Below are 22,184 nucleotides of genomic sequence, written 5' to 3'. Positions count from 1 at the left end.
GAGAGCCGGCGGCTTTTTTGATGCCTGATACGGGGAACGGCTAGCGCCGTCAGATTGCTTTATCCATTACGTTGCTGGAAATCCTTCATAAATGCCGCCAACGCCTTACAAGCCTCAAGCGGTACCGCATTATAAATGGAAGCACGCAAGCCCCCCACACTTCGGTGTCCAGCCAGGCCTGCGAATCCGCTGCGCTCAGCCTCCTGTACAAACCGTTTCTCTATATGCTCGTCTTCCATCCGCCAGGTAACGTTCATAACCGAACGCGCCGATGGATCTACGATCCCTTGATAAAAACCATGGCTGGCATCAATAGCCTCATACAGTAGTCCGGCTTTCCTCTCGTTCTGTTCCTCTAACGCCGCAATCCCTCCTTGTCGCATTACCCATTGCAACACCAGCTTCATCATATAAATGAATGAACCGGAGGCGTATTGTTCAGCGATTTGTGCTGGACATAGGTGGTGTATTTGAAGACGGCCGGGATATGTTCATTACACTCCCTTAACAGATCGTCCCTTATCATAACCGCTGTCACCCCAGCGGGACCCAGATTTTTTTGGGCTGCTGCATAGAACATCGCAAATCGGGTCCAATCCATTCTTCTGCTCAATATATCGCTTGTCATATCCCCAATCAGCGGTATTTGCTCCGTATCGGGGATTTCATGAAACTGCGAACCCTCAATCGTATTATTGGTCGTCATATGCACATAAGCCGTATGACTCGCTAGCGGCAGGGTTTTAATCTGCGGGAGTATTCTCCATTGGTGCTCCTTGCTGCTGGCCACAATGTTTGCATGGCCAATTGTCAGGGCCTCGGCATAAGCTTTTTCCGAAAAGCTTCCCGTAAGGATATAACTGCCAGTCTTACCGCTCTTTAAAAAATTCATTGCCGTAAGAGCAAACTGCGTGCTTGCCCCTCCCCCCATGAACAACACATGATAATCCTTAGGAAGCTCCAACATCCGGGCTAATAATTCTTGCGTTTCTTCATTCAAATGTTCGACAGCCTTACTGCGGTGGGACATTTCCATCAGTGACATTCCATACGATGGATACTCGACAAAATCCTGCTGTCCTTGCTGCAAAACCTCCAGCGGTAGAGCCGCCGGCCCCGGATTAAAGTTGTAGACGCGATTCATCCTTACTCATCCTCTCCCATTTTTGTGGAAACAAAAAAAACGCTCTTCGTCCACATTGGGACGAGGAGCGTCTGCTCGCGGTACCACCCAACTTGATCGGCTGCGGGTTACGCAATCCGATCCTCTTGGTTCCGCGATAACGGGCGGGACCGGTAGACTTAGGAAGCATTCCCCAAGGAAAGCTCTTGACGAAAACGCCTCCGAGTTGGATTCTCATCATTGGCATAGTCGGATTTCCAATTGTTAATGTCAATTATATCCATAATGACCAATGTGTCAATCACCTTTTTCGCATAACCAGTTACTTAAGTAGGTATCTGGAATTTTTCCTGAGGGGGAAACTTTCATCCATCCCATGCGTCTAAATGCGTGGAAGATAGTGGTAATTTTGACGAAAATAAATGGATTTCAGCGATTCTGCTCCATCAGCGCAATATTCATTACATGTTTAACCATATATGCTGCAAAAGCTCAAGCCGATACGAGTGTAAATGAACAGCCGGGAAAGCTTACACTGCTTGCTGACACCCCTGTTTATAATGGGGCCTCAACAAACGACGGGCCAGTCGGAATTATATCAGCCTTCCAGTCGGTTCAGGTAGTTAAAACAAGCAATGGTCTGCCGGAATTACCTAATCATCTGGAAAATAACTGGTATCTTATAAAAACATGGCTTGGCGAGAAATGGCTGCAAAATGGGCCAGCGGTCATCAAAGAAAAATATTATGCAGTCCGGATGGATGTCACGTTGAAGGATATTGAGGACATTTATGACTTTCCCAGGGACAATGAACGAACCGTGGGAACACTGTCCCCACAGACAGTAAGAGTGCTCGGTGAACTTTATACTTGCAGTGACGAAACTCTTGGCAGCGTCCAACCGGAATCAGAACGCTGCCGGCCATGGTATCGCGTAGTAACCTATTTAGGAGAAAAGTGGATTCACCCGGCTAGGGCTATTGAGCATTACGAGGATAACGAGGCTGCAGCTCACCTCACCGCTTCAGAAGCGAACTACCGGGATAAATTCCGCTCATCAGGCATGAAAGAGTTTGAGCCTCTTTTCGACAAATTGTCCCTGGAGCCTGTTTCACTCCACACCGAAAACGACATAGAGCGGCTTGAAGTGCGAAAGCTCTATCGCCACAGAGACATTTTAAATAACGAAGAGACCGAAGCGTTAAAAAACGCCATATTCAATGAAGTCGGAGGTTCCTTCCCTCTCTCCATCACCACCTTCACTATTTCACACCAGGCGGATGTTAAAGGGAATATTATGTCAATCGATCATTCAAGGAAACGTATTCTTGTTATTAATTACAATAAAAGAACTGGATTGATAAATCCTACTCCTGAGGCGAGTTGGTTTAGTGTTGCCGGCGATTCGAACATTCATAGAAAGGGGCAGGATTCAAAGCTCCGCTTCGATGACCTTACCATTGGCCAGACCGTAGAGGTTTGGAAAGCGAGGTTTAGCTTATTGAGTTATCCTGGGCAGACCACCGCCTATGAAATAGCTATCGCTGGAGAAAATAAACCAAGTGAAGAAGGTATCCCGCTAAGCACCATACTTGATTTTGATGTGACCCGCATCGATAAAATTGAACTGGAATTTAAACAAGGAAAGCGGATCACCCTTCAAGAACCCGACATCATCCAGGCCATATCCGACCGATTGCAGCGCATCCGTTTGCAGCCAGCCGATCAATACCAGGGACAGGATGAGGATTCGTACACCATGACGTTATATCAGGGGGACAGGAAAGCCTCTTATTCCAGCGATCTGCTCCTTCTAATGCTTTCATACAAGCAAACCCCTTTAACCATCGAGTTGGATGAATTTATCCTTAAGCTCTTACCGAAGAATAAGCTGCCAGCAGATAATCGATGATCTCGTTCTGCCCGGTAGGCGACCAGCTCATGCCGATCCAATTCGGGGTGAAATGAATCTGATGATTCCGAACGGCCTTCATCGTACTCCATTCTTCACCAGCCAGCAGGGCCGCAAAATTAGCTTCGTCCTTCGGCCCCACGTGATGCTTGTAGATCATCAGGTGGTCGGTCTCGAAGGGCGGCATATTCTCCATCGAATACTCCTTGCTCCGTTCATGCTGCGGGACACAGCTCCCCGGCTTCAGCCCAAGCTCCTTATACAGCAAATGATTCAAGGGATGATCGGTCATGCCGTACACGCGGAATTTGCCGTAATAAAAGCGCATGACCGATAGCGTCTCATTCCCGAGCCGTTGAGACAGCACTTTTTTGGCATAATTCACCTTAAGCTCCATCTGATCGAAATTATGTCTGGCTTCCTTCTCACGGCCTACAAGCTCCGCTATTCTCCAATGATGTTGGCGCCAATCCATCGTAAAATCCAGACAAATCGTCGGGGCAATATCCTTTAGACGATCGTAGAAGGGCAGATGCCGATAATCGGATAAAATAATATCCGGCTGGGCTTCCCGTAATGCGTCCAGCTGTACCTGAACAAATCTTCGATGCTCCTCCGGACTCAGCTGCTCAATGGTATAGCCATTCATTTCATACAAGGCTTCGGTGCCCAGGGTGCGAAGATTTTCCCTATATCTGTAGCAGGATGCCACTCCCACTCTCAATTGCTTGCGTTTCATATAAACGGTGGGAGATAGACCGATCGTCCTTTTGAACATGCGGCTAAAATAAAATTCATTTCCGAAGCCGACGGATTCGGCAACCACCTGAATGGAGCAATCCTGCTTCAGAAGCCCTTTGGAGCTCTCAATCCGAATCTGGTTCAAATATTGAACCGGTGTAATCCCTTTGGCTTTTTTGAAGCTCCTGGAGTAGGAGGTCCTGGTTAAACCGGCTATATCCGCTAACGTATCCAGCTTAATTTTCTCGGAGTAATGCTTGTACATATACCCGATGCTTTCGTCGATGCCATTGCTCGCTGGCTCTGTCCCTTCCTGCTCAGGCAGCTCCTGTAGAAGCTCTTGAACAAGTCTTTGAAAAAGCTGATGAGCCTCTAAGGAAGCGGTTTTGGACCCGGACTTGCTGAGAGCGTACAGCTGCTCGATTTGTTGAATCCATCCTTTGGCGTGCTGGAAAGGCAGCCTGCCGGTTGGCAAAAGGTCTATACTGCCGTTCGAATCTTGGCATGACCATTCGCCTTTTTGCCTGGTAACAGTCACTGGCCGCAGCATTAACAAATAGTAATCCGCATAATCGGACTCCAGCATTACCTCAATTTCCATGGAGGGCTTCAAATAAAACAGTTGGTTGGGACCTAGGGGAATCATTTGATTTTGTATTCGTACCATCCCTTTCCCGCCGGTTACTACGCACAATAGGTCAGCAGGAATTGCCGGAAACTGCGGCGTATGGTACTTGGGATAGCGACGCTTATGTATGGAGGAGAGGAAAACAAGAGGATATTGGCATTTCAGCATCTGCATTTCACCTTCCCCAACAGCATTGAGAATCATTATCATTACTTTGTAGTATAGATGGTTTTTTCACTGTTGGGAAGGGTTATTCCGCTGCGTTCTCTATTTAACTATGCTCCACGATAGTCAATCGCTCTTCAGCTGCAGTACGAGGTCTTGCCGGCGGAATGATCTCCGGGTACCCGATATGAAGCACGCCTACAATCTTCTCACCCGGCCGGATGCCGATCGCTGTCCTGAAATCAGGCTCATAGCTGTAATGGTTGGTTTTCCATACGACGCCAAGCCCTTGCTCCCAAGCTGCAAGCTGGAAGTTCTGAATCAGACTGCAGACAGCGGCATAGTCCTCCTCCCATACTTTTTGCCGGGGATCCTCTTGCATGACGATCACGAGATGGGCCGGTACCCGCAGGAAGTAGTCCATCTTTTTATTACCGTACTTCTCCCGCTCCTCTGCCGAATAGGTCTGTACCATTGCCTGAGCAAGCTTGGCTCTCCCTTCTCCCTGAAACAGGATGAATCTCCAAGGCTCCCGGTACTCATGGTTCGGGGCCCAAACCGCCACATTCAGAAGCTCCGTCAACAGCTCGGTCGGGACCGCATCGCTTTTAAATAATCTGACCGTTCTTCTCTGCTTGATCAATTCGGCCACTCTTCCTGCCGGCTTCGTATCCGTTCTTGTCATACAACAATCCTCCCTGTTCTAATGCATAGTCTTATCTCGAGTTTCGTCTCGCGTACAGCAAATAAATAAAAAATGGAGCTCCTACAGCGGAAGTGAAGATGCCTACAGGCACATCCAACGGGAGAAAGCAGGTTCTCCCTACAAGATCGGCCAGCATAACGATGGCGCCTCCCAGCAGCGCGGAGACGGGCAGCATATTCTCGAAGCTGGAGCCGACCAGCTTGCGCGCCATATGCGGTGCGATAAGCCCGATGAAGCCTATAGCGCCCGCCACAGCGACGGCAGCTCCTGCCAGCGCCACACTAACCAGCAGCAGGAGCATCCGGTTCAGCTCTACAGAGCTTCCGACCCCTGCCGAGATGTCGTCCCCAAGCTGGCTGATGTTGACATGGCGGGCCAGAATGAAAGAAAGCGGCAGCAGGACGGCTGCCCAAGGCAAGATGGTCAGAACGTTCTCCCAGTTGGCGGCATACACAGACCCGGTCAGCCACAGATAGGCTTGACCCGCATCATTGCTGGGGCTAAACATAATCATCATCGAGGTTGCTGCAGACATAAGAGAAGACATGCCGACGCCCACCAGAATAAGCCGAAAAGGGGTTATGCCCCGCTTCCACGCCAGCAAGTACAGCACAATGGAGACGGCCGCCCCTCCTATTAATGCTGCAACCGGCAGCCAGCGAATGCTCAAGCTGCCTGCAAAATAAGTAAGAAAGCCTACGGCGGCAACGGAAGCCCCGCCCGTTACTCCCATGATATCCGGCGAAGCCAACGGATTGCGGACGATGCCCTGCAGCATCGCTCCGGCTGCAGCCAGCGAAGCTCCCGCAAGCAAACCGACCAATATTCTCGGCAGCCTCAGCTTCTGAATCACCATGGAATAGTCATCGGAGCCTGCTCCGAGCAGGCTTAGAACCACGTTCCACGGAGAGATATACAGCTCCCCCATCCCGGTGCTCAGGATGGCTATCAGCAAACAAGCTGATAAAAGCGCAAGCGACACCCACATCGTTTTCTTGTGCATCATCATGGAGAGATGGCCTTGCTTAGTGCGCAAAGGGACATATTGCTTCATGATCGGGCCAACCCCTTCCGCGCGATATACATGAAGAACGGGGCTCCGATTAACGCGGTCATGACACCTACGGGCATCTCTTCCGGAATCATGATGAACCGGGCGACCAGATCCGCCGCAAGGAGAAGAATGGCTCCCAGTACAGCGCAGTACGGGATCACCCACCGGTGGTCCACCCCGGTAAAAAATCGCGAAATATGCGGGATGACAATCCCGATGAAGCCGATCGGTCCGGCAACGGATACGGAGCCGCCGGCCAGTACAACGATAATGATCCCGGCCGTCACTTTAATCCACATCGTCTTCTGTCCCAAGCCTTTCGCTGTATCCTCTCCCATCATCAGAAGATTCATATCCTTGGCGATGGCCCAAGCCGCTATCCAACAAAGAATCATATAAGGCAGAACTGCGATTAAATTATCGGGGGACCGGCCGGCGATCGTCCCTGTCAGCCAGTAGAGCACCGTATTCAAGCCCTGCTTATTCAAGACGAGAATGGCCTGGGTAAAAGAAGAAAATAAAGCGGTCATTGCCGCACCGGCCAAAACAATCTTCAAAGGCGTTAACCCGTCGCGTCCGGCCGAACCCAATACATACACGATAATGGCGGCGCCGGCCGCTCCAATAAAGGCCAGCACCATAAGCATCTGCATGGATGTGACAGAGAATACCACTGCTCCCAATACGACAAGGAAGGAGGCACCGGCATTCACCCCGAGCACGCTTGGTGCTGCCAGCGGATTACGAGTCAGCGTCTGCATGAGCGCGCCTGCTATCGCGAGACTTGCACCGATCGACGCAGCAATAAACGCCCTCGGTATCCGGGTTGTGCGGACAATGACCTGCTCGGTAATTTCCTCATTGTAATGAAAAGCTGCATCCCACGCCGTGTGCCAGCTGTAGTTCGTCGCTCCGAACAGGATGCTTGAGGCAGCGCACAGCAGCATAAGGATACTGCCTGCCAATAACCCGAACCACTTCCATCCGGTTGTTGATTTGCTTGCTATCATCTGAGAATCTCCCTGTGATGCGCAAATGAATGAGCACCCGGCTCATTCATAGGCATGTATTAGCTATTTGATATCGAAGTATTTGTACAGATCTTCGAGCATCGCTTTTGCTGCCGTAGCACCACCGCTTAAATTCCATGTAATGACATCTACTTTGAAATATTTATCGTTCTTGACGCCTTTCAAGCCTTTCCATAGCGGATGCGATGTCCAGTCGCCTTGTGTTTTCGCGTGGTTCGCATCACTTGTGATCTGGGTGATGTCGAATATGTAGTCCCCGTCAAGCTGAGACATCTGTTCTTTCGAAGTTAAGTTGACTACGTTCTTGCCTTCCACCTGCTGAGCTTTTGGCCGGTTAAGTCCCAGCTCTTTAAATATCGTCCCTGCGAAACCCGTGACATATATCCGCGCGCTGCCGTCCTTCTCAAACCGGATCAGCGATACTTCCGTATTCGCAAGCTTATTGCCAACCTTTTGCTTGAATTCGGCGACACGCTTATCCCAATCGCTCAAGAATTTGGCCGCTTCGTCTTCTTTATCCAGAGCATCCGCAGCCATCTTCAAGTTTTCCTTCCAGTCAAACAATTCCTCCATAATGATCGTAGGGGCGATGCTGTTGAGCTGAGGGTATATTTTTTCGTGACGTGTTTTTTGTCCAATGATTAAATCAGGCTTCAAAGCCATTATGGCTTCCACATTCGGCTGAAGCTCATCCCCCAAGTTCTTGACCCCCTCCATTTGAGGACGCAAATAGTTGTACCAAGGCTTTTGATCCCAGGATTCTACAGCCCCGACCGGTTTTACGCCAAGTGTGACAACAATATCTACAGCGCCGTTAAACAAGACGACGACGCGCTCCGGTTTCTTCTTCAACGTTACCGTACCCATAGCGTGTTTAATTGTTTTCTCTGTGTAGGCGGCAGCGCCTTGCGGCGGCTTACCTCCATCGGCAGCCTGACCGCTATTGTTCCTATCCCCGGTCCCAGCCGTACTCGACTGCCCGCAAGCTGAAACCGCCAGCGCCAGGACTAGCACCAACATCATTTTTATTACTCTCATCCGATTGCTTCCCCCCGTAAATAGACCTTTCAGTTGATACTGATAATTATTATCAATTATAGGAGGCAGACTTTTCCTTGTACATATCTAATATTAGCCGTTTCACATACTAAATTTATCCCATCCTCCCCTGTACACCGTTTCAGCTTTATAATATGGAACCCTGAGTTGAGCTACAGCACAAATAGCCCTCTTTTGTCGGAAGAAAATAATGTTATAGGCTGGAAAATAAAGTACTCGACTTGCGCAGGCGAAATTGACAAGTATTTGAGTGAAAAATTCTATCATTTTCAAAAAACACCTCCAAGTTTATTTCCATATCTAACGACATGGTAAACATCACTTGAAGGTGTTTTGTACATATCTTAGCGACGCTCGACGGCTACGCCCCCAAAAACGCCCCACAGATTTGCAGGATCATTTAAGTATTTATGCGGAAACCCCAGCTCAATCGCACTTATCGCATCGAGTCTATGCAGCTGCGCTTCAGACAGCTTCAGATCCAGCATGTTCAAATTGCTTTCAAGCTGCCCAGCTTTACTAGCACCCAGCAAAATAGATGTAACGGACGATTGGGCTCTCAGCCATGCCAACGCAACATGTGCTGCCGGAGCGTTCACTTCATCTGCTACCTTTTTGACTTCATCCACGATATTAAATACTCGCTCGTTTAACATGCCATGGCTAGCCATCATGGTTATCCGTGAACTCCAGCCCTCGGATTCCATATTTCGCTGCTGCAAATCCTCTCTTGAATATTTTCCGGTCAAAAGACCGTTAGCCAGAGGCGACCAGACAATAATCCCGAGCCCCATTTCCTGAGCCATCGGAGTGAGCTCTCTTTCCGACGTTCTCTCGATCAGACTATGTTCGTTTTGCAGAGCAATTAGAGGAGACCATCCTCTCAGGTCTGCGATCGTCTGCATCCGCGAAATCTGCCAAGCTGGCGTATCCGATATCCCTGCATAGAGCACCTTGCCCGCTCGCACAAGATCATCCATGGCCCGCAGAACTTCTTCAACCGGCGTCGTATTGTCCCAGGAGTGCAGATACAGCAGGTCGATATAATCTGTTTTCATTCGTGACAAACTCTTTTCAACAGAGCGAATCATATTTTTTCTGTGATTTCCGCCTGCATTCGGGTCCCCTTGGTGCGTATTCATCGTATACTTTGTAGCAAGAACGATACGCTCACGCCGCTCGCCTAGAATGTCACCCAACATTTTTTCCGAGCTTCCGTTCGTGTAACCGCTGGCCGTATCGACAAAATTTCCGCCCCGATCAAGATAAATGTCCAGCATATTGCGTGCTTCATCCTTGTCTGCACCCCATCCCCAATCCGTTCCGAAAGTCATGGTGCCAAGAGCAAGCTCCGAGACGCGTAATCCGCTTTTTCCTAATAAATAATATTTCATAAATGCCTCCTAATCATAGTTATTCATTTTTTTCAAAACTGGAAATCTTTCTTTTTTTATAAGAAAATGATCATCGTTGGATGCGCCGCTTTTTACATGAATCAAACCCCCTTCAAGTAATATCTCTCCACCATGGAACCGATGGCATTTCGGAAGAACCAATCTCAACACTTTCACCTATGCGAGGTACCGCGATGACGACGCTTCTTTCAGCTGCAGCCTTGAGAACACGCTTGATCGGTTCATCCCAGTCATGGAACGCGAGTGTAAATGCGCCCCAATGAACCGGGAGCAATATGTTACCGTGAAGTTCAATGTGGGCTTGAACTGTCTCCTCGGGCAGCATATGCAGTGGCCACAAGCCATTGTTGTCGTATTGTCCAGCGTCAATTAATGTCAGATCAAAGGGACCGCAGATTTCGCCAATCTCTTTAAAGTGAGGGCCGTAGCCGCTATCTCCGCTAAAAAATATCTTTGTATGTTTTCCTTCAATAATCCAGGAACACCACAGCGTAGTGTTTTTCCTAAAAATCCCTCTTCCCGATGAGTGCTTTGCCGGTGTGCAGCGAAACTTCAGTCCTTCAAACCCAAATTCCTCCCACCAGTCAAGCTCCACAATCTTGTCAGGAACAACACCCCATCTTTCCAAACGGCCGCCAACCCCAAGAGGGACAAGAAATGTTCTCACTTTATCTTTTAATTTCATGATAGACCTGAAATCCAGATGATCATAGTGATCATGTGAGATAAGCACCGCATCAATCTGCGGAAGATCCTCGATTTCAATGGGCAATTGTTCGCTATAACGTCTGCCGCCAAACCTGAAAGGAGAGGAATAGGACTCAAATATCGGATCTAACAGTAATAGCCGCCCCTCCAGCTGAATTAACGAAGTAGAGTGCCCGAGCCATGTAACAGCCGTTTTATTAACATCTTCCTTTGATAAAGGTGCCACGATTCGCTGGACCGGAAGTATTTCTTTCGGCCGAGCCCTGGGATTGCCTTTGATATATTGCCGCAAGATGGGGAGCAAAGCCTTCACGTTGTAATCGACAGTCGTTTCAACAGGATATTTAAACCTCCCGTTTACGAAGTTTTTGGATGTTTGATATTCCGTTCTTCTCTTACTGGACATAGGTACCAACTCTCCAATTGTTTATTAAAATCAATAAAAATTGAACGTTCATTCATTTATGATTTAAAAAAAGAAGGACTCCTTATGCTTTGACAGCGTCCCAGCTTGATTGAATCAAGTCCTTCACATTTTTATCATTAAATTCAAATTCTCTTCTGTAATATTGCTTGGCAAGCTCGGTAACAGGAGCATAAATCAAAACTAACATCAGCATGGTATCGTAATCTTTAAGCAGCTTCTGTTCTTTGCCTTCCTCAATCAATTTATAAAAAGGCTGGAACATCATACTGGAATCTTCAAGATACAAATTCTCGACAAGCGGTGAGTTGCAAAATTGTTCATAGAAGAGGAATTCATCTTTATGGTTAAGAATGAATTCAATATAGTTGCTCATAATCAGTTCAAATCTTTCCTTGACCGGCATTGGATGATGAACACCCTGGAACATACTCGAACTAATCTTTTGCTCGACATTCAAAAACAGCTTCCTCAGCATGTCCTCCTTGTTTTCGAAGTAAACATAGATCGTTCCTGGCGATACCTTAGCCCGTTTGGCGATTTTAGACATGGAAATTTCAGAGAAGCCGATCTCATTCAAAAGCTGTATGGTTGCTTGAAAAATAGCTTCATTTTTATTTTTGTCCTTATATCTCATGGTTGAATAATAAACGATCATTCAATTAAAGTCAAATACGCTGACATGTGAAGTCGCTAATGGGTCTAGGAAGAAACGTAACGGCCGCTGCTCCCATCGACTTAGGCAACAACTTCCCCCCTTACCCTTTAGTACCTGAGCTGTTCTTTTAGCCTATTTCGGGTATCATCCAGAATGACCGGGGTGATGGAGCCGCTGCTATACTTGAAAAAGCTGTACACATCTCCGTTTCCCGACTGAATGTACCATTGTCCGTCCTCCTGAAAGGGAAAAGCAAACTGCGGCTCGCTGCCCCCGGCAAAGAATGAATTAGCCGCAGGGGCGATATGCGCGGTTTCAAACTGCTTCACGTCAGGATTCCACCGATAAACGGCAACATAAGGATCCTGTGTCCACAGCGTCTCAATAATTTCAGCCTTATGGTCACCATCAAGATCGAGCTTGTAAATCTCATGCATCTGGAAATCGTTATCCTTAACCCATTTACGGGAGTCCTCCCTGTAGTAAAAGATGCTTAATCCGAAGGAACCGTTCACTTCAAACTCCGGAACCGTCCCTCCTCTCCACTGGGAAGACTCAACCTTACTCGATCCGTCGCCAGAAAGCCGCCCTAAGCTATACCAGGTATCCTGATCCTGCAAGTAGCCATAAATGAGATTCTTATCGTCTTTATGTGCGTAAAGGTGAACAAGGATAGATTGCTCATGGCTTGTCTGAACCTCGATTGTATGTAAAAAGACCTCTTCTTTAGGGGGCTTCTCTTCACGCAACTCCTGAAATTCAGTTGAAGGCAGCGGGTAAAATTCCAGTTCAAGAGAGTGCTGGGTTGACAGTTCTTGATAGTAAGGTTGTTCCAAAACCTGCTGCGGGATCGGTGACGCTGCAGCCTGGGTCTTGCTTTCGGCAGCCCCTGAACAGCCGGTGACCAATATCGTCAGGGCCATAAATCCAATCCATCGTTTCACTTACATTCTCCTCACTAATCTCCGGCATCTCTCCGTATGGGAAAACAAATGTCTGTCCACGAGTCCTCCGACTCCGGCCCTTGGTGCCGTTCACCGTAGATTTCGAAATTGTTTTTCAAACGGGCTTCAATTGTCCACCATCGGTGAATTCATTACCGATATAAACCACCAGAGAAAAAGAAACGGAAGCAGGCAGACAATGGTTAGGAGTAACACAACAACCTTATTGCTTCCCTTGCTCATTATCATCCCTCTCAGTTCTGAAAGCTCTTCCTAAACCATAGACGCATTTCACTAAAGTAAAGTTATATACCGCGCCTATTTTATGAAAAGCAAGCTGCCTCTGCTGTTCCTCATAGCTGCAGCAATGCATAAGCGCCCCCCATAGATGCAAATAATACTGTAATAAATTAACATTCGGAGGGCGGCGGCAAAGGCATAGGCTATTCCTTATTAGCCGCTGCGACGTTCATTGCATTTTTAGTGGCTATGGAATTTCTCACCCTTCATTGGAACCGTTCGGAAAAGATATTAAAAGGCAAATCCGTCCTTGTCATTTCGGAAGGACAATTGGTGTTGGATAACCTGAAGAAACTTCGCATGTCCGTAGATGATCTGGAGAAACGGCTGAGAATCGCCGGGATTTCAAGCATCCGGAACGTAAAGACCGGTACAATCGAAGACAATGGAGAGTTCGGGTATGAGCTGATGCCCCACGCCCAGCCGGTAACTAGGAGCGATCTGGAGCTAATGCTGGGAGTGAAGCTCGGAACGCCAGCCCCGTCTCCCAATATTTTCACAGAAGTCAGCAAGGACCGGCATGACCACGAGATTCCCCCAAGGCTTCAATAAGCCTTCGGGCTCTTTCCCGAACGATCAGCTGCTAATTACAACCCAATCATCCAGCCTTTTCGATTCAACAGGCAGCTGCCCCTGCTTTATCCATTCCACGGCCTGAACAACTAGCGGGGATGCATTATCTTCCGTAATGTCTCGAGTGGAAACCCATAAGGCACCTAAAGAATCTTGCCCATCAAAAGGGTCCGGCTTCGGCGCCAACACTCCGCCCAGCTCTTGAACCAGGTAAAATACAGCCACATGATGAATATGAGAGGTTCCCTTTTTACGTAATGCATAGGGAACTATATAGTCGCACACACCGAGATTCCTTTCGATGCGTACCTTCAACCCTGTCTCCTCGACAAACTCTCTTATCACCGCATCGTTCAAGGTTTCATGCTCCTCTACAGTACCTCCCGGAAGATCATAACGCCCGATATAGGGGCCGCCCCCTTTTCGGATCACTAACAAATCCTCCTGACGCAAGCAAATCCCATACGCTCCTAAATGGCGGTGCCATACTTCCTTAGGTTCTGTCATCCATACCTCCATGAAATAGGTAAATTAAGAGCCTTATTTGTCCTCGGCTGCGAAATACCGGTTACCGTCGATATCGCTAAAATACAGCCACCACCCGCATCCGCCGCCATCCTCCAAGGTCGCTGTAATACCGCTATCGATCAGCTTTTGCTGAAGCTCCTTAACATTTTCGCAGTAAAATCCAATGATGTAGTTATCCTTGCCTTCCGTTGGAATGACCAGCCTTGTGGGGTCGTTGGTTTGAATAAGATGGATGGCGGCGCCTCTATCGGGGAGATGTAAAAAAGCCATGGTCGATCCGGCAACAATGGGCCTCTCAAGAACAAATCCAAGAACGTTCACGTACCAATTGGCTGCCCGTTCCAAGTCATGAACAGGTACCTGATGATGAATCACCGATTGAATCCCCATATAATGCCCTCCCTTAGAAAGAAAATTCCATATTTACCCAATAACAATATCGTACATTTGTTCTTATGTAAATGATCTTTTTTTCAAGTGGCAGTTATGTAAAAACAGGCCGCCGGATGATTCCAGCAGCCTCATGGGTCTACTATGTCAGTACATGATGTTATTTTGCGTAAAATCTAACATACTCAGGATAGGCACGAAGATGGATTTCTTTGGCCCGTCTTTGCGTCTTTTCTTTGACCTCCGGTATGCTCTCCGCCTCCACATAATCAGCAAGAATATCAATAACATCATCCAGCAGCTTGGCTCTGAAGTAAAGCTCCATTCTTTCAAGCAGCTCTTCCCCTGCCAAACCTACAACCCTCTCCTTCCACCAAGGCCATTTGGGGGAGCGAACCATCGGCCAAAGAAGCACGGAGTAATCCATCGCGGCGTCCCCGTCGATCACCAAGTTATCCCAATCGATAATCCAAAAGTGACCGCTATCCTCGATTAAAACATTTTGCCAGTTCAAATCGTTATGCACGACATCCTGCGCCTGCTTCTGAAAAGCTGCGTTTCGGCTCGCCATCCGTCTCAAGGATTCGACTTCATGATCAAACCAATCCAAAGAGCTGTCCGTCACAAAGTCCAGCAAATGCCGTTTGGCCCGAATGACTTGCATATCCTCTTCGAAACGGGCAACGTATTCCTCTATAAAGGCATCCGCGTAAGATCGCCCCTTCGCCTTCCCTGCGATTCTGTGCCGTATCTCTGCATCGGAATGCAGCCGCTTCAGTACGTTCAGAAGCTTCTCAACAACCAGATCCGGATTGGAAATGGAGCTTAGCGGCTCTCCCTTAATATATTCAAACACCAGGCCATAGGGATACCCGGGCAGGATCTCCTGCGCCACTTCTCCCACCAGCCGGGGGGCGTGATACTGATGGGACAGATACTCGCTGATCAGGGTCCATTGCTTAAGACTAGAAGCATTTTCTTCCGTCGAAAGCTTGACATGCCGTATCGTCTCCCCGTCGGAAATCCGATAGGACTGATTGACGAATCCTCCCGGATTCCAAATATACTCAGCTTTCGTATCCGCTCCCTTCAACCCTAGAGAAGACGAGTTTGCGGCGGCCCATTCTTTCATTCGCTGCTCGGCGGCATGCAGGTCCATCCCTTTTCTCCCTTCGGCTTAGTCATAATCCATTTTCACAGCGGCAGTTCGGCAGTAAGGTTATATCTTGACCGTCAAATTGTGCAGCAAGCGTTCTCCTTCGGAGGCAAAGCCTTTCCGGCTTCTTATAAACTCTTCTACCTCCGACAGCTTCGCCGGTCTGTACCCGGGTCCCCCGCATCCGCAGGAATGATAAGTAAAGCCGTGTTGATACAGCTGCTCGACCTTCAGCCATTGTTTAAGGTCATTTTGCCTAGGCGCCTTAAAATCATGCCCCATATCCTTCATGACTTCTCCGCATTGGGGGCAGTTATAATGTCTGTTCTGGGCTTCCGGTTGATTTAGCTCATAACGGGAGGTTTGTTTGAACACTTTGCGGCAGGCAAAACAAGCGTAAATATCCTTGTATGGACCGTACATCCCGTAGCGGCACATCCAAATCACATCCTTCATGCAAATCATTGTTTAATAGCTTAGCAACGAAATACCCCACTAAGATCTTATTATCCAGGTGAGGGCATCGTCCGTTATTTTTTCATTTGGTCAAAAGCATCCGGGTACACTATCGTCTTGAACACTTCTTTTGTTGCCTCGTCCTTGATTTGGATGGACACTTTCAGCTTTTCCGAAGAAACCCCATTAAACAATTGGTAATACATAGCGCTCATGCCAAGCCCTAAGGATGCAATTCCGTCAAAGCTTTTTTCATAGGCGCCTTTATCCACAATCAATGTAAACTCGGAGAAAGATTTGTTATGAGTGACATCCTTAATGGACTTGAAGCTGTTGCCGCTCTTCAAATCTTCGACGGAATCCGTAATGGACTTTTCCATTTTCTTCATCATCTCGGCGTGGACCGATTTAGGCATTTTATAGGTGACGGAACCATCCGGATTTGGGGTTACATCCTTCACCCCGTCAGCCTTTGCTTTTTCGATGACTTTGTCCATATCCTGGTTCTTAAATAAAGATGCCGGGAGAGTGATTTCGACGTTCAAGAGTCCTTTATCCACTTGGACTTTCTGTGCTTCACCCTCTTGCTTAGCTGTCTCTGTGCCTCCGGCCTGGCTTGTGGTTGGTGCAGCAGTCTGTTCTTTGGGCTGACATCCTGCTAGGAGTAAAATGCATGCTGCGGCAATTATGAATGGTTTCATCTGATTGAATAGCCCCCATGTCTTCTGTAAAAAATAAAATGCCTCCAAGGTGCTTCCCCCAGGAGGCGCGTGATCCGCTGTTTCCGGACGAGAACGATAATACCATATCCATCCAAAAATGGTCAAATTACGATCTGCTCCTTGAATAAAAAAAGAGCGACCGTTTTAAACCGCACCTGCGGAAATAAGGGTCACTCTTACTAGCTATAGGGTCAGCCCCTACGAAACACTATGCATTTTAGTACACGTCGCGTTGGTAACGTCCTTGCTCTTGCATCGTATTGAGGTACGCTTCAGCCGCTTCGCGGGTCATGGAGCCTTCTTTTTCAATGATATCAATCAAAGCGTTGTGAACATCCTTCGCCATATACTGCTTATCGCCGCATACGTAGAAGCAAGCTCCGCCTTCCAGCCATGCAAACAATTCTTTGCTGTTTTCAAGCATTTTATGCTGAACGTATACTTTTTGCTCTGAATCACGGGAGAACGCGGCATCGATCCGAGTCAATACGCCGTCTTTTTGATATCCTTCCAGCTCGCTTTGGTACAGGAAGTCCGTCGCTGCATGCTGGTCGCCGAAGAACAGCCATGCTCTTCCGGACGCTTTGCTCACCGCACGCTCCTGAATGAAGGAGCGGAATGGCGCGATTCCTGTTCCCGGACCTACCATAATAATATCGGTGTCCTGAGATTCCGGAAGATTAAAGTGCTTGTTTTGTTGAATAAAAATCGGAAGCGTATCGCCTTCATGAAGACGCTCTGCGCATTGAACGGAGCAAACTCCTTTGCGTTCGCGTCCATGGGCCGTATAACGCACCGCACCGATCGTCAGATGCACTTCTTCAGGATTGGCGGCAATGCTGCTTGCAATGGAATACAGCCGCGGAGGCATTTTTCTCAACAAAGCAACCAGCTCTTGGGCAGATGCTTTCCAAGGACCGAAATCCCGAAGCATATCAAGAAAATCACGGCCTTCGGTATATTCCTTCAATTGATTCGCGTCGGCCGCCATCGCTTTCAGCTTCTCGTTATCGGTAAATTCAGCCGCCTGCTGGAGCATTTTTCTCGACAACAATGTGAGCTCAAAGTAGGTAGACAACGCTTCTTTTAATGGCAGAGTGTCCCCTTGCTTGCTCACGGCAACAGGCTGATCCCCATCCCAGTTCATTTCGCTCAGAATGGAAGCTACCAGCTCCGGATCATTGGTAGGAAGAATACCAAGGCAGTCACCTGGAACATATGAAAGGTCGGATCCTTTTAACGAGAGCTCGAGATGTCTCGTTTCTTTTTTGGAGCCTGCACCGTTTAAGTTTACATTTTTAATTACTTTGGCTTGGAACGGATTCGTTCTTGAATAGGTTGTAGGCACTACAGTCGATTGCATAGATTTCACCTCTAAAAGTTGTTTGTAAGTAGGATACCACAAGAATGAAAAATCAGATATGTTTTTTCACGTAAATTTTCTTATTATTGACAAAAAGGATGGTTTTATTACTTAATCTGTCAAAAAAGGACGAGCAGGCCGATATATAAATTGTTGTGAAACTTTCCTCAGCCCTTGCTCGTAGTATATGATAGAACTAAGCCTAAGCTTACAACTCGGCTGGGCTTAGGAATGTTCAAATGAATTCCAAATACTTTAGGAGGAAACAATGGACCCCGAACCGGAACGAGAAAATTTATTGGAATTACTGAAGAAAGGTAACAAATCTTCTGCACTGGCGATGATCGGCAACGCTTTGATTGCCGCAGTCAAGGGTGTGGGTGCTGCCATGAGCGGCAGCGGATCTATGTTTGCTTCATCCATGCATTCATTGGCGGACAGCATTAACCAAGGCTTTGTATTCGCAGGCAGCATTCTTGCGGAGAAAAAACCTACCCGGCAATTCCCTACGGGATTCGGACGAGTGATTAACATTTTCTGTATGATAGCTGTGATTGTAGTAAGCATCATGGCTTACGAAACGATTCGCGAAGGATGGCATTTGCTTCAGCATCCCGTTCAGGCCGGCGGAGGGTTCTGGTTAAATATCGGAGCGTTATTGTTTAACCTTGCCGTCGACGGAGCTATCTTGTTGAAAGCGATGAAGGAAATTACGAAGGAAGCCCGGGTCGAAACCAAGGGATTCGGATTTATTTTTTCATCTTTTAAACACGTGGGCCGCTCAGCGCCTCCTACTCGTCTTGTGTTTTACGAGGATCTGGTTGCTGTTACAGGCGCGGTATTAGCTTTGGCAGCCGTGCTGATCACTTCTTTGACGGCCTTTAATGCGTTGGATGGCGTCGTTACCATCCTTATCGGCTTATTAATGGTAGGCGTAGCCTTTAGAGTTGGTTATGACAATATGGTAGGCTTAATCGGTGTAGCTGCTCCCCGTGATGTAGCTGAGAGGGTCGCCATGCTGATTCTTTCCGATAAAGATGTAACCGACATTAACGACCTCCGGATTACCCAGGAGGGACGCTATTACCACGTCGATGCTATGATAGAATTACGCAAAGGCCTTACCTTGGCCGATGCTGACGATATAAAGTTTCGGGTTCAGGATAAGCTGATAGCTGATCCCGATATTACGGATGTTGTGTTAGGAATTATTGAGGATAACGGTGTCAAAGACTGGACGCCTGAGGTTCTTAACGAATTTGCTTAATGAATGGCTCTAGGTAAAAAAGCTGCGGCATTGATATGGATACCATCCATGTCAATGCCGTTTTTTGTGCTGGCCTCGGGCAGTAATTGTCAGCCCGTTCGCTCGACTATGCTGGCTGCCGGGGCCCGCTAACCGGCGTAGTTCTATTCACCAGCCTGATTATCGTCCGGTGATGCCCCGGTCTCCGGCGGCTGTGCTGCCGATTCTTCTGCGCCGGTACTTGGAGCGAAAGCCAGGATTTCCTTCAAGCGGCTTTGAACACTATCCATCAGCTCTTGAAATTGCGCTGCCTGCTTGGAGGCAGGGTCTTCTTTAGCAGCAGCTGCGGCGCTGGCCATTAAATAGATCACCCCGGACCATTCCTTCATAAAGCCGCGCAAATCACGTTTCCCATAGCCGCTGCCGGAGAAGCGTTGGCGCCCGTGACGTTCCCAGCGGGTCTCGGTACGATCATCGGCCTCAGCCCCTTCCCTTTCGCGAAGAGTGGCCAGACCCTCTTCCGTTATACGGTACAGCTTCTTACCGTCTGCTTCAGTGCTGTCTATCAGCTTCATATCCTCCAGCAGCTGAAGATTAGGGTAGATCGAGCCTGCGCTCGGGGTGTACAATCCGCCGGTTTTTTCCTCCATGGCCTTGATCAATTGATATCCGTGCATAGGCTCCGCTTCCAACAATCGCAGTAAAGCAAATTTGAACTCCCCGCGTTCAAAAAAACGGCGCTTGCCTTCACCGCGCCCCCCAAAGCCCCCGCGCGAACCGCCATGGCGGTGCCTTGAAAATTTCTCTTGGAAAGCCTCTTGATGAAGAAATCTTCTGCGCTCTTTATGACGACCATGATAATATTTCATTCTATACCCACTCCTCAATACGATATATCGTTATAATATAACGATATATCGTATTGGTCAATAGCTGTTTAAACCGCACCAACAGATTCATTCGCTAACGAACCTTCGAGGGACCGTAATGGAAAGCTTTCATAGGTGAAAAACCTAATGAAGGTTTGATCATCCCACGATGAGCAGCATGTCGGTTCGCGTCACGACGTATCTTCCCCACATGGAATTCAGAAACTACGAGGGATTTTTTTCAGCAAACAAAAAACAGCCGCCTGCTTAAGGCAGCTGCTCCTTGTACTCGCACAGGCCGCCGCGCGGCATATGCCTTCACATAATGAGATTTATTCCAAAATGGTTTGGAATTAAGCTGTTTTTAAAGATTGCCGGGCTCTAACTATCTTGGAAAATAAATAACGGACTAGCGGCCCCATGATCAATAACTGCAGAGGAAAAGCGAATACCAGATTTTTAATGAAAATCAAAAGGTAGCTTTTTATCAAGGAGTCTGAAGGAAGTCCATTATTGATAGAAGCCGTTATCAGGCCGTAGAACGACATCATTGTTACCATGCCAAGCACCATGCAGCCGGACATGGCCAGGATCAGCAGCAGCTTCTTGCTCTTGTCAAACGGCAGTTTGGAAACCACCTTCCCGGCTATCGGGCTCACCACCAGCAGCTCCAATGCTGCAGCAACCAGGAAGGTTACGATAAGCTGGAGCAACCCTTTCTTAAACGTCATGCCGCTAAGCAAATCATTCATCAGCAGGTTATAGAAGGTCATTGCTATAACCATTCCGCAGCACATCATCAGTCCAAAACAAATCCCTTGCTTTTTCGTTGTAGGCAAATCCTTTCTTCCCTTCTTTTATTTTTCTTTGTAAGTATAGCGAAACGAAATTTTTCTCATAAGTGAACGTTTTGTGAATTTTCAGCAAAACAAAAAAGAGCAGACCACTGAGGTACCTGCTCTATGTATTGGATTCTGCGGCTATTTCATTATCTGCGGGTCATTGAAGGGTGGTCATTACGCTAATCGTCCACATGGTTAAGGCGAACATCGTGCAGCTCCAAAACAACTCGGCGGTGTATTTTCTCTTATGAACGATTTTCTCTATGGCTTTCAGGAATATCCATACAAAGAGAAAGCTGAATACCGGAACAAAGTACACGGCACTAAAGCCGAAAATCACCATAGCTGCTCCCCCAGACTCGAAATCATTTCATGGTCTGCTGCGAATGAATCCTGTTTAAGCGATCTGAACAATTCTTGCATTTTGGCATAGCGGATAAGTATGGATAAAGCCGGATATAGAAGCTTTCATCTCCTCAAAGGAATCCCCGTAAAAATATAAAGCCGTTTCGGTATTCCCCTGCCAGTACCGTTCCACTTCTCCCTTAGATCCCACAAGCGCGGATAACTCCTCTAATACGACATTGCAATCGCACTCCGCGTAAACGTTGGCAGGAAGATGGACCCCATCCAGATAAACCGCCAGCCCTTCCTTTTGGCCAAAGTCAATGCGTTCGTCTGAATCTTCTATCATGAGATGCGATCCTTTGGGAGCGCCCGCGGCTTCAAGGATTCCAATCACTTTACAGATAATCATTTCGCGATCGTTCCCGCTATGAAGTTGAATTTCAATATCGCAGAACAGAATTTCCCCCGACTGGGACTGCATCGTCCCTCCTCCGATGATTTCACCGTAGTTATTGGAGCAGAGAAATTCATCCAACGGATCCTCATACAGCCCCGCTCTATCTACCGGCATTATTTTGTCGTTCAATTGAATAACCATAACGATTCCATGTTCATTCGACATCCTCTCACCCCTCCCAGATCTATTCGACGCTTGGAAAATAATCCCTCCCCTTCAATTGGAAAAAGTGCTGGTTTTCATTTGTAATAAAACTGAAATATACCATTCATCTTCCTTTAATGTTGCTGGGCTATACTAATACCTGACCCCCTTTTTAATATATAAACCTTAAGACCCGCGGCCCGTTGCCAGTGGGTCTCTTTT

The 22,184-nt window shown here is 47.7% G+C and carries 21 protein-coding genes and 3 pseudogenes; 3 read left to right on the top strand and 21 right to left on the bottom strand.

Features of this window, described 5'->3' with window-relative positions; translation table 11 throughout:
- Positions 1 to 59: 59 nt before the first annotated feature.
- Positions 60 to 1,144 (bottom strand): annotated as a pseudogene (gene serC, locus ABEA66_RS01690) (3-phosphoserine/phosphohydroxythreonine transaminase).
- A 388-nt stretch (positions 1,145 to 1,532) separates the two neighbouring features.
- Between serC and ABEA66_RS01685 the strand changes: the two are divergent.
- Positions 1,533 to 3,035, top strand: coding sequence for a hypothetical protein (locus ABEA66_RS01685; RefSeq protein WP_345585480.1), 1,503 nt, complete (start codon positions 1,533 to 1,535; stop codon positions 3,033 to 3,035).
- Here the strand turns inward: ABEA66_RS01685 and ABEA66_RS01680 are convergent.
- The 10 genes and pseudogenes from ABEA66_RS01680 to ABEA66_RS01635 all read right to left on the bottom strand — a co-directional run bounded on the left by ABEA66_RS01680 (position 2,992) and on the right by ABEA66_RS01635 (position 12,568).
- Positions 2,992 to 4,578: a helix-turn-helix domain-containing protein gene (locus tag ABEA66_RS01680; RefSeq protein WP_345585478.1), complete on the bottom strand. Its 1,587-nt coding sequence runs from the start codon at positions 4,576 to 4,578 to the stop codon at positions 2,992 to 2,994. The two genes, ABEA66_RS01685 and ABEA66_RS01680, sit on opposite strands and share 44 nt — an antisense overlap.
- A 97-nt stretch (positions 4,579 to 4,675) precedes the next feature.
- A complete protein-coding gene (locus tag ABEA66_RS01675; protein WP_345585476.1) occupies positions 4,676 to 5,254 on the bottom strand; it encodes a nitroreductase family protein in 579 nt (192 codons plus the stop codon).
- 31 nt (positions 5,255 to 5,285) lie between these two features.
- A complete protein-coding gene (locus tag ABEA66_RS01670) occupies positions 5,286 to 6,329 on the bottom strand; it encodes a FecCD family ABC transporter permease (RefSeq protein WP_345585474.1) in 1,044 nt (347 codons plus the stop codon).
- Complete coding sequence (locus ABEA66_RS01665) at positions 6,326 to 7,339, bottom strand: FecCD family ABC transporter permease (protein WP_345585472.1); 1,014 nt, start codon at positions 7,337 to 7,339, stop codon at positions 6,326 to 6,328. The genes ABEA66_RS01670 and ABEA66_RS01665 overlap by 4 nt, the downstream gene beginning before the upstream one ends.
- 63 nt (positions 7,340 to 7,402) lie before the next feature.
- Positions 7,403 to 8,398 (bottom strand): ABC transporter substrate-binding protein, encoded by a 996-nt coding sequence (locus ABEA66_RS01660; protein ID WP_192702012.1) that lies wholly within the window; start codon positions 8,396 to 8,398, stop codon positions 7,403 to 7,405.
- Between the two features lie 365 nt (positions 8,399 to 8,763).
- The gene (locus ABEA66_RS01655) at positions 8,764 to 9,813 is read right to left on the bottom strand and encodes an aldo/keto reductase (protein ID WP_192702011.1); all 1,050 of its coding nucleotides are present in this window, start codon (positions 9,811 to 9,813) and stop codon (positions 8,764 to 8,766) included.
- A gap of 112 nt (positions 9,814 to 9,925) precedes the next feature.
- Positions 9,926 to 10,948: an MBL fold metallo-hydrolase gene (locus tag ABEA66_RS01650; protein WP_345585465.1), complete on the bottom strand. Its 1,023-nt coding sequence runs from the start codon at positions 10,946 to 10,948 to the stop codon at positions 9,926 to 9,928.
- 82 nt (positions 10,949 to 11,030) lie between these two features.
- Entirely contained in the window at positions 11,031 to 11,444 is a 414-nt protein-coding gene (locus ABEA66_RS01645; RefSeq protein ID WP_256865456.1) for a TetR family transcriptional regulator C-terminal domain-containing protein, read from the bottom strand.
- A gap of 3 nt (positions 11,445 to 11,447) precedes the next feature.
- A pseudogene (locus tag ABEA66_RS01640) lies at positions 11,448 to 11,603 on the bottom strand (TetR/AcrR family transcriptional regulator); the annotation flags it as partial.
- A 128-nt stretch (positions 11,604 to 11,731) separates the two neighbouring features.
- The gene (locus ABEA66_RS01635; protein WP_345585463.1) at positions 11,732 to 12,568 is read right to left on the bottom strand and encodes a hypothetical protein; all 837 of its coding nucleotides are present in this window, start codon (positions 12,566 to 12,568) and stop codon (positions 11,732 to 11,734) included.
- Between the two features lie 489 nt (positions 12,569 to 13,057).
- Here ABEA66_RS01635 and ABEA66_RS01630 point away from each other — a divergent pair, with 489 nt between their 5' ends.
- Positions 13,058 to 13,420, top strand: coding sequence for a YetF domain-containing protein (locus ABEA66_RS01630; protein WP_345585461.1), 363 nt, complete (start codon positions 13,058 to 13,060; stop codon positions 13,418 to 13,420).
- A 24-nt stretch (positions 13,421 to 13,444) separates the two neighbouring features.
- Here ABEA66_RS01630 and ABEA66_RS01625 read toward each other — a convergent pair whose 3' ends face one another.
- From ABEA66_RS01625 to ABEA66_RS01600, 6 genes and pseudogenes are all read right to left on the bottom strand, one after another.
- Complete coding sequence (locus tag ABEA66_RS01625) at positions 13,445 to 13,948, bottom strand: NUDIX hydrolase (RefSeq protein ID WP_345585459.1); 504 nt, start codon at positions 13,946 to 13,948, stop codon at positions 13,445 to 13,447.
- Positions 13,949 to 13,981: 33 nt separating this feature from the next.
- Positions 13,982 to 14,359 (bottom strand): VOC family protein, encoded by a 378-nt coding sequence (locus tag ABEA66_RS01620; RefSeq protein WP_345585457.1) that lies wholly within the window; start codon positions 14,357 to 14,359, stop codon positions 13,982 to 13,984.
- 160 nt (positions 14,360 to 14,519) lie between these two features.
- Positions 14,520 to 15,518 carry an aminoglycoside phosphotransferase family protein gene (locus ABEA66_RS01615; RefSeq protein ID WP_345585455.1) on the bottom strand — a complete coding sequence of 333 codons (999 nt, stop codon included), beginning with the start codon at positions 15,516 to 15,518 and terminating at the stop codon, positions 14,520 to 14,522.
- A gap of 60 nt (positions 15,519 to 15,578) precedes the next feature.
- On the bottom strand, positions 15,579 to 15,953 hold the full coding sequence (locus ABEA66_RS01610; protein WP_345585453.1) for a hypothetical protein: 375 nt from the start codon (positions 15,951 to 15,953) through the stop codon (positions 15,579 to 15,581).
- A 92-nt stretch (positions 15,954 to 16,045) separates the two neighbouring features.
- The gene (locus tag ABEA66_RS01605; RefSeq protein WP_345585451.1) at positions 16,046 to 16,672 is read right to left on the bottom strand and encodes a hypothetical protein; all 627 of its coding nucleotides are present in this window, start codon (positions 16,670 to 16,672) and stop codon (positions 16,046 to 16,048) included.
- 238 nt (positions 16,673 to 16,910) lie between these two features.
- Positions 16,911 to 18,077: pseudogene (locus ABEA66_RS01600) on the bottom strand (sulfite reductase subunit alpha); the annotation flags it as partial.
- Between the two features lie 247 nt (positions 18,078 to 18,324).
- Here ABEA66_RS01600 and ABEA66_RS01595 point away from each other — a divergent pair.
- Complete coding sequence (locus ABEA66_RS01595) at positions 18,325 to 19,323, top strand: cation diffusion facilitator family transporter (protein WP_345585448.1); 999 nt, start codon at positions 18,325 to 18,327, stop codon at positions 19,321 to 19,323.
- 143 nt (positions 19,324 to 19,466) lie between these two features.
- Here ABEA66_RS01595 and ABEA66_RS01590 read toward each other — a convergent pair whose 3' ends face one another.
- From ABEA66_RS01590 to ABEA66_RS01575, 4 genes are all read right to left on the bottom strand, one after another.
- The gene (locus tag ABEA66_RS01590) at positions 19,467 to 20,171 is read right to left on the bottom strand and encodes a PadR family transcriptional regulator (protein WP_345585446.1); all 705 of its coding nucleotides are present in this window, start codon (positions 20,169 to 20,171) and stop codon (positions 19,467 to 19,469) included.
- 353 nt (positions 20,172 to 20,524) lie between these two features.
- Complete coding sequence (locus ABEA66_RS01585) at positions 20,525 to 21,010, bottom strand: DUF2798 domain-containing protein (RefSeq protein ID WP_345585444.1); 486 nt, start codon at positions 21,008 to 21,010, stop codon at positions 20,525 to 20,527.
- A 160-nt stretch (positions 21,011 to 21,170) separates the two neighbouring features.
- Positions 21,171 to 21,356, bottom strand: a complete 186-nt coding sequence (locus ABEA66_RS01580) for a hypothetical protein (protein WP_345585442.1) — start codon at positions 21,354 to 21,356, stop codon at positions 21,171 to 21,173.
- A 54-nt stretch (positions 21,357 to 21,410) separates the two neighbouring features.
- Positions 21,411 to 21,983: a hypothetical protein gene (locus tag ABEA66_RS01575; RefSeq protein ID WP_345585440.1), complete on the bottom strand. Its 573-nt coding sequence runs from the start codon at positions 21,981 to 21,983 to the stop codon at positions 21,411 to 21,413.
- Positions 21,984 to 22,184: the final 201 nt, after the last annotated feature.

Source organism: Paenibacillus vulneris (assembly GCF_039543185.1).
GTDB lineage: Bacteria > Bacillota > Bacilli > Paenibacillales > NBRC-103111 > Paenibacillus_S > Paenibacillus_S vulneris.
Note: the sequence above shows the minus strand (reverse complement) of the source record. Positions and strands in the feature narration are given on the sequence as shown.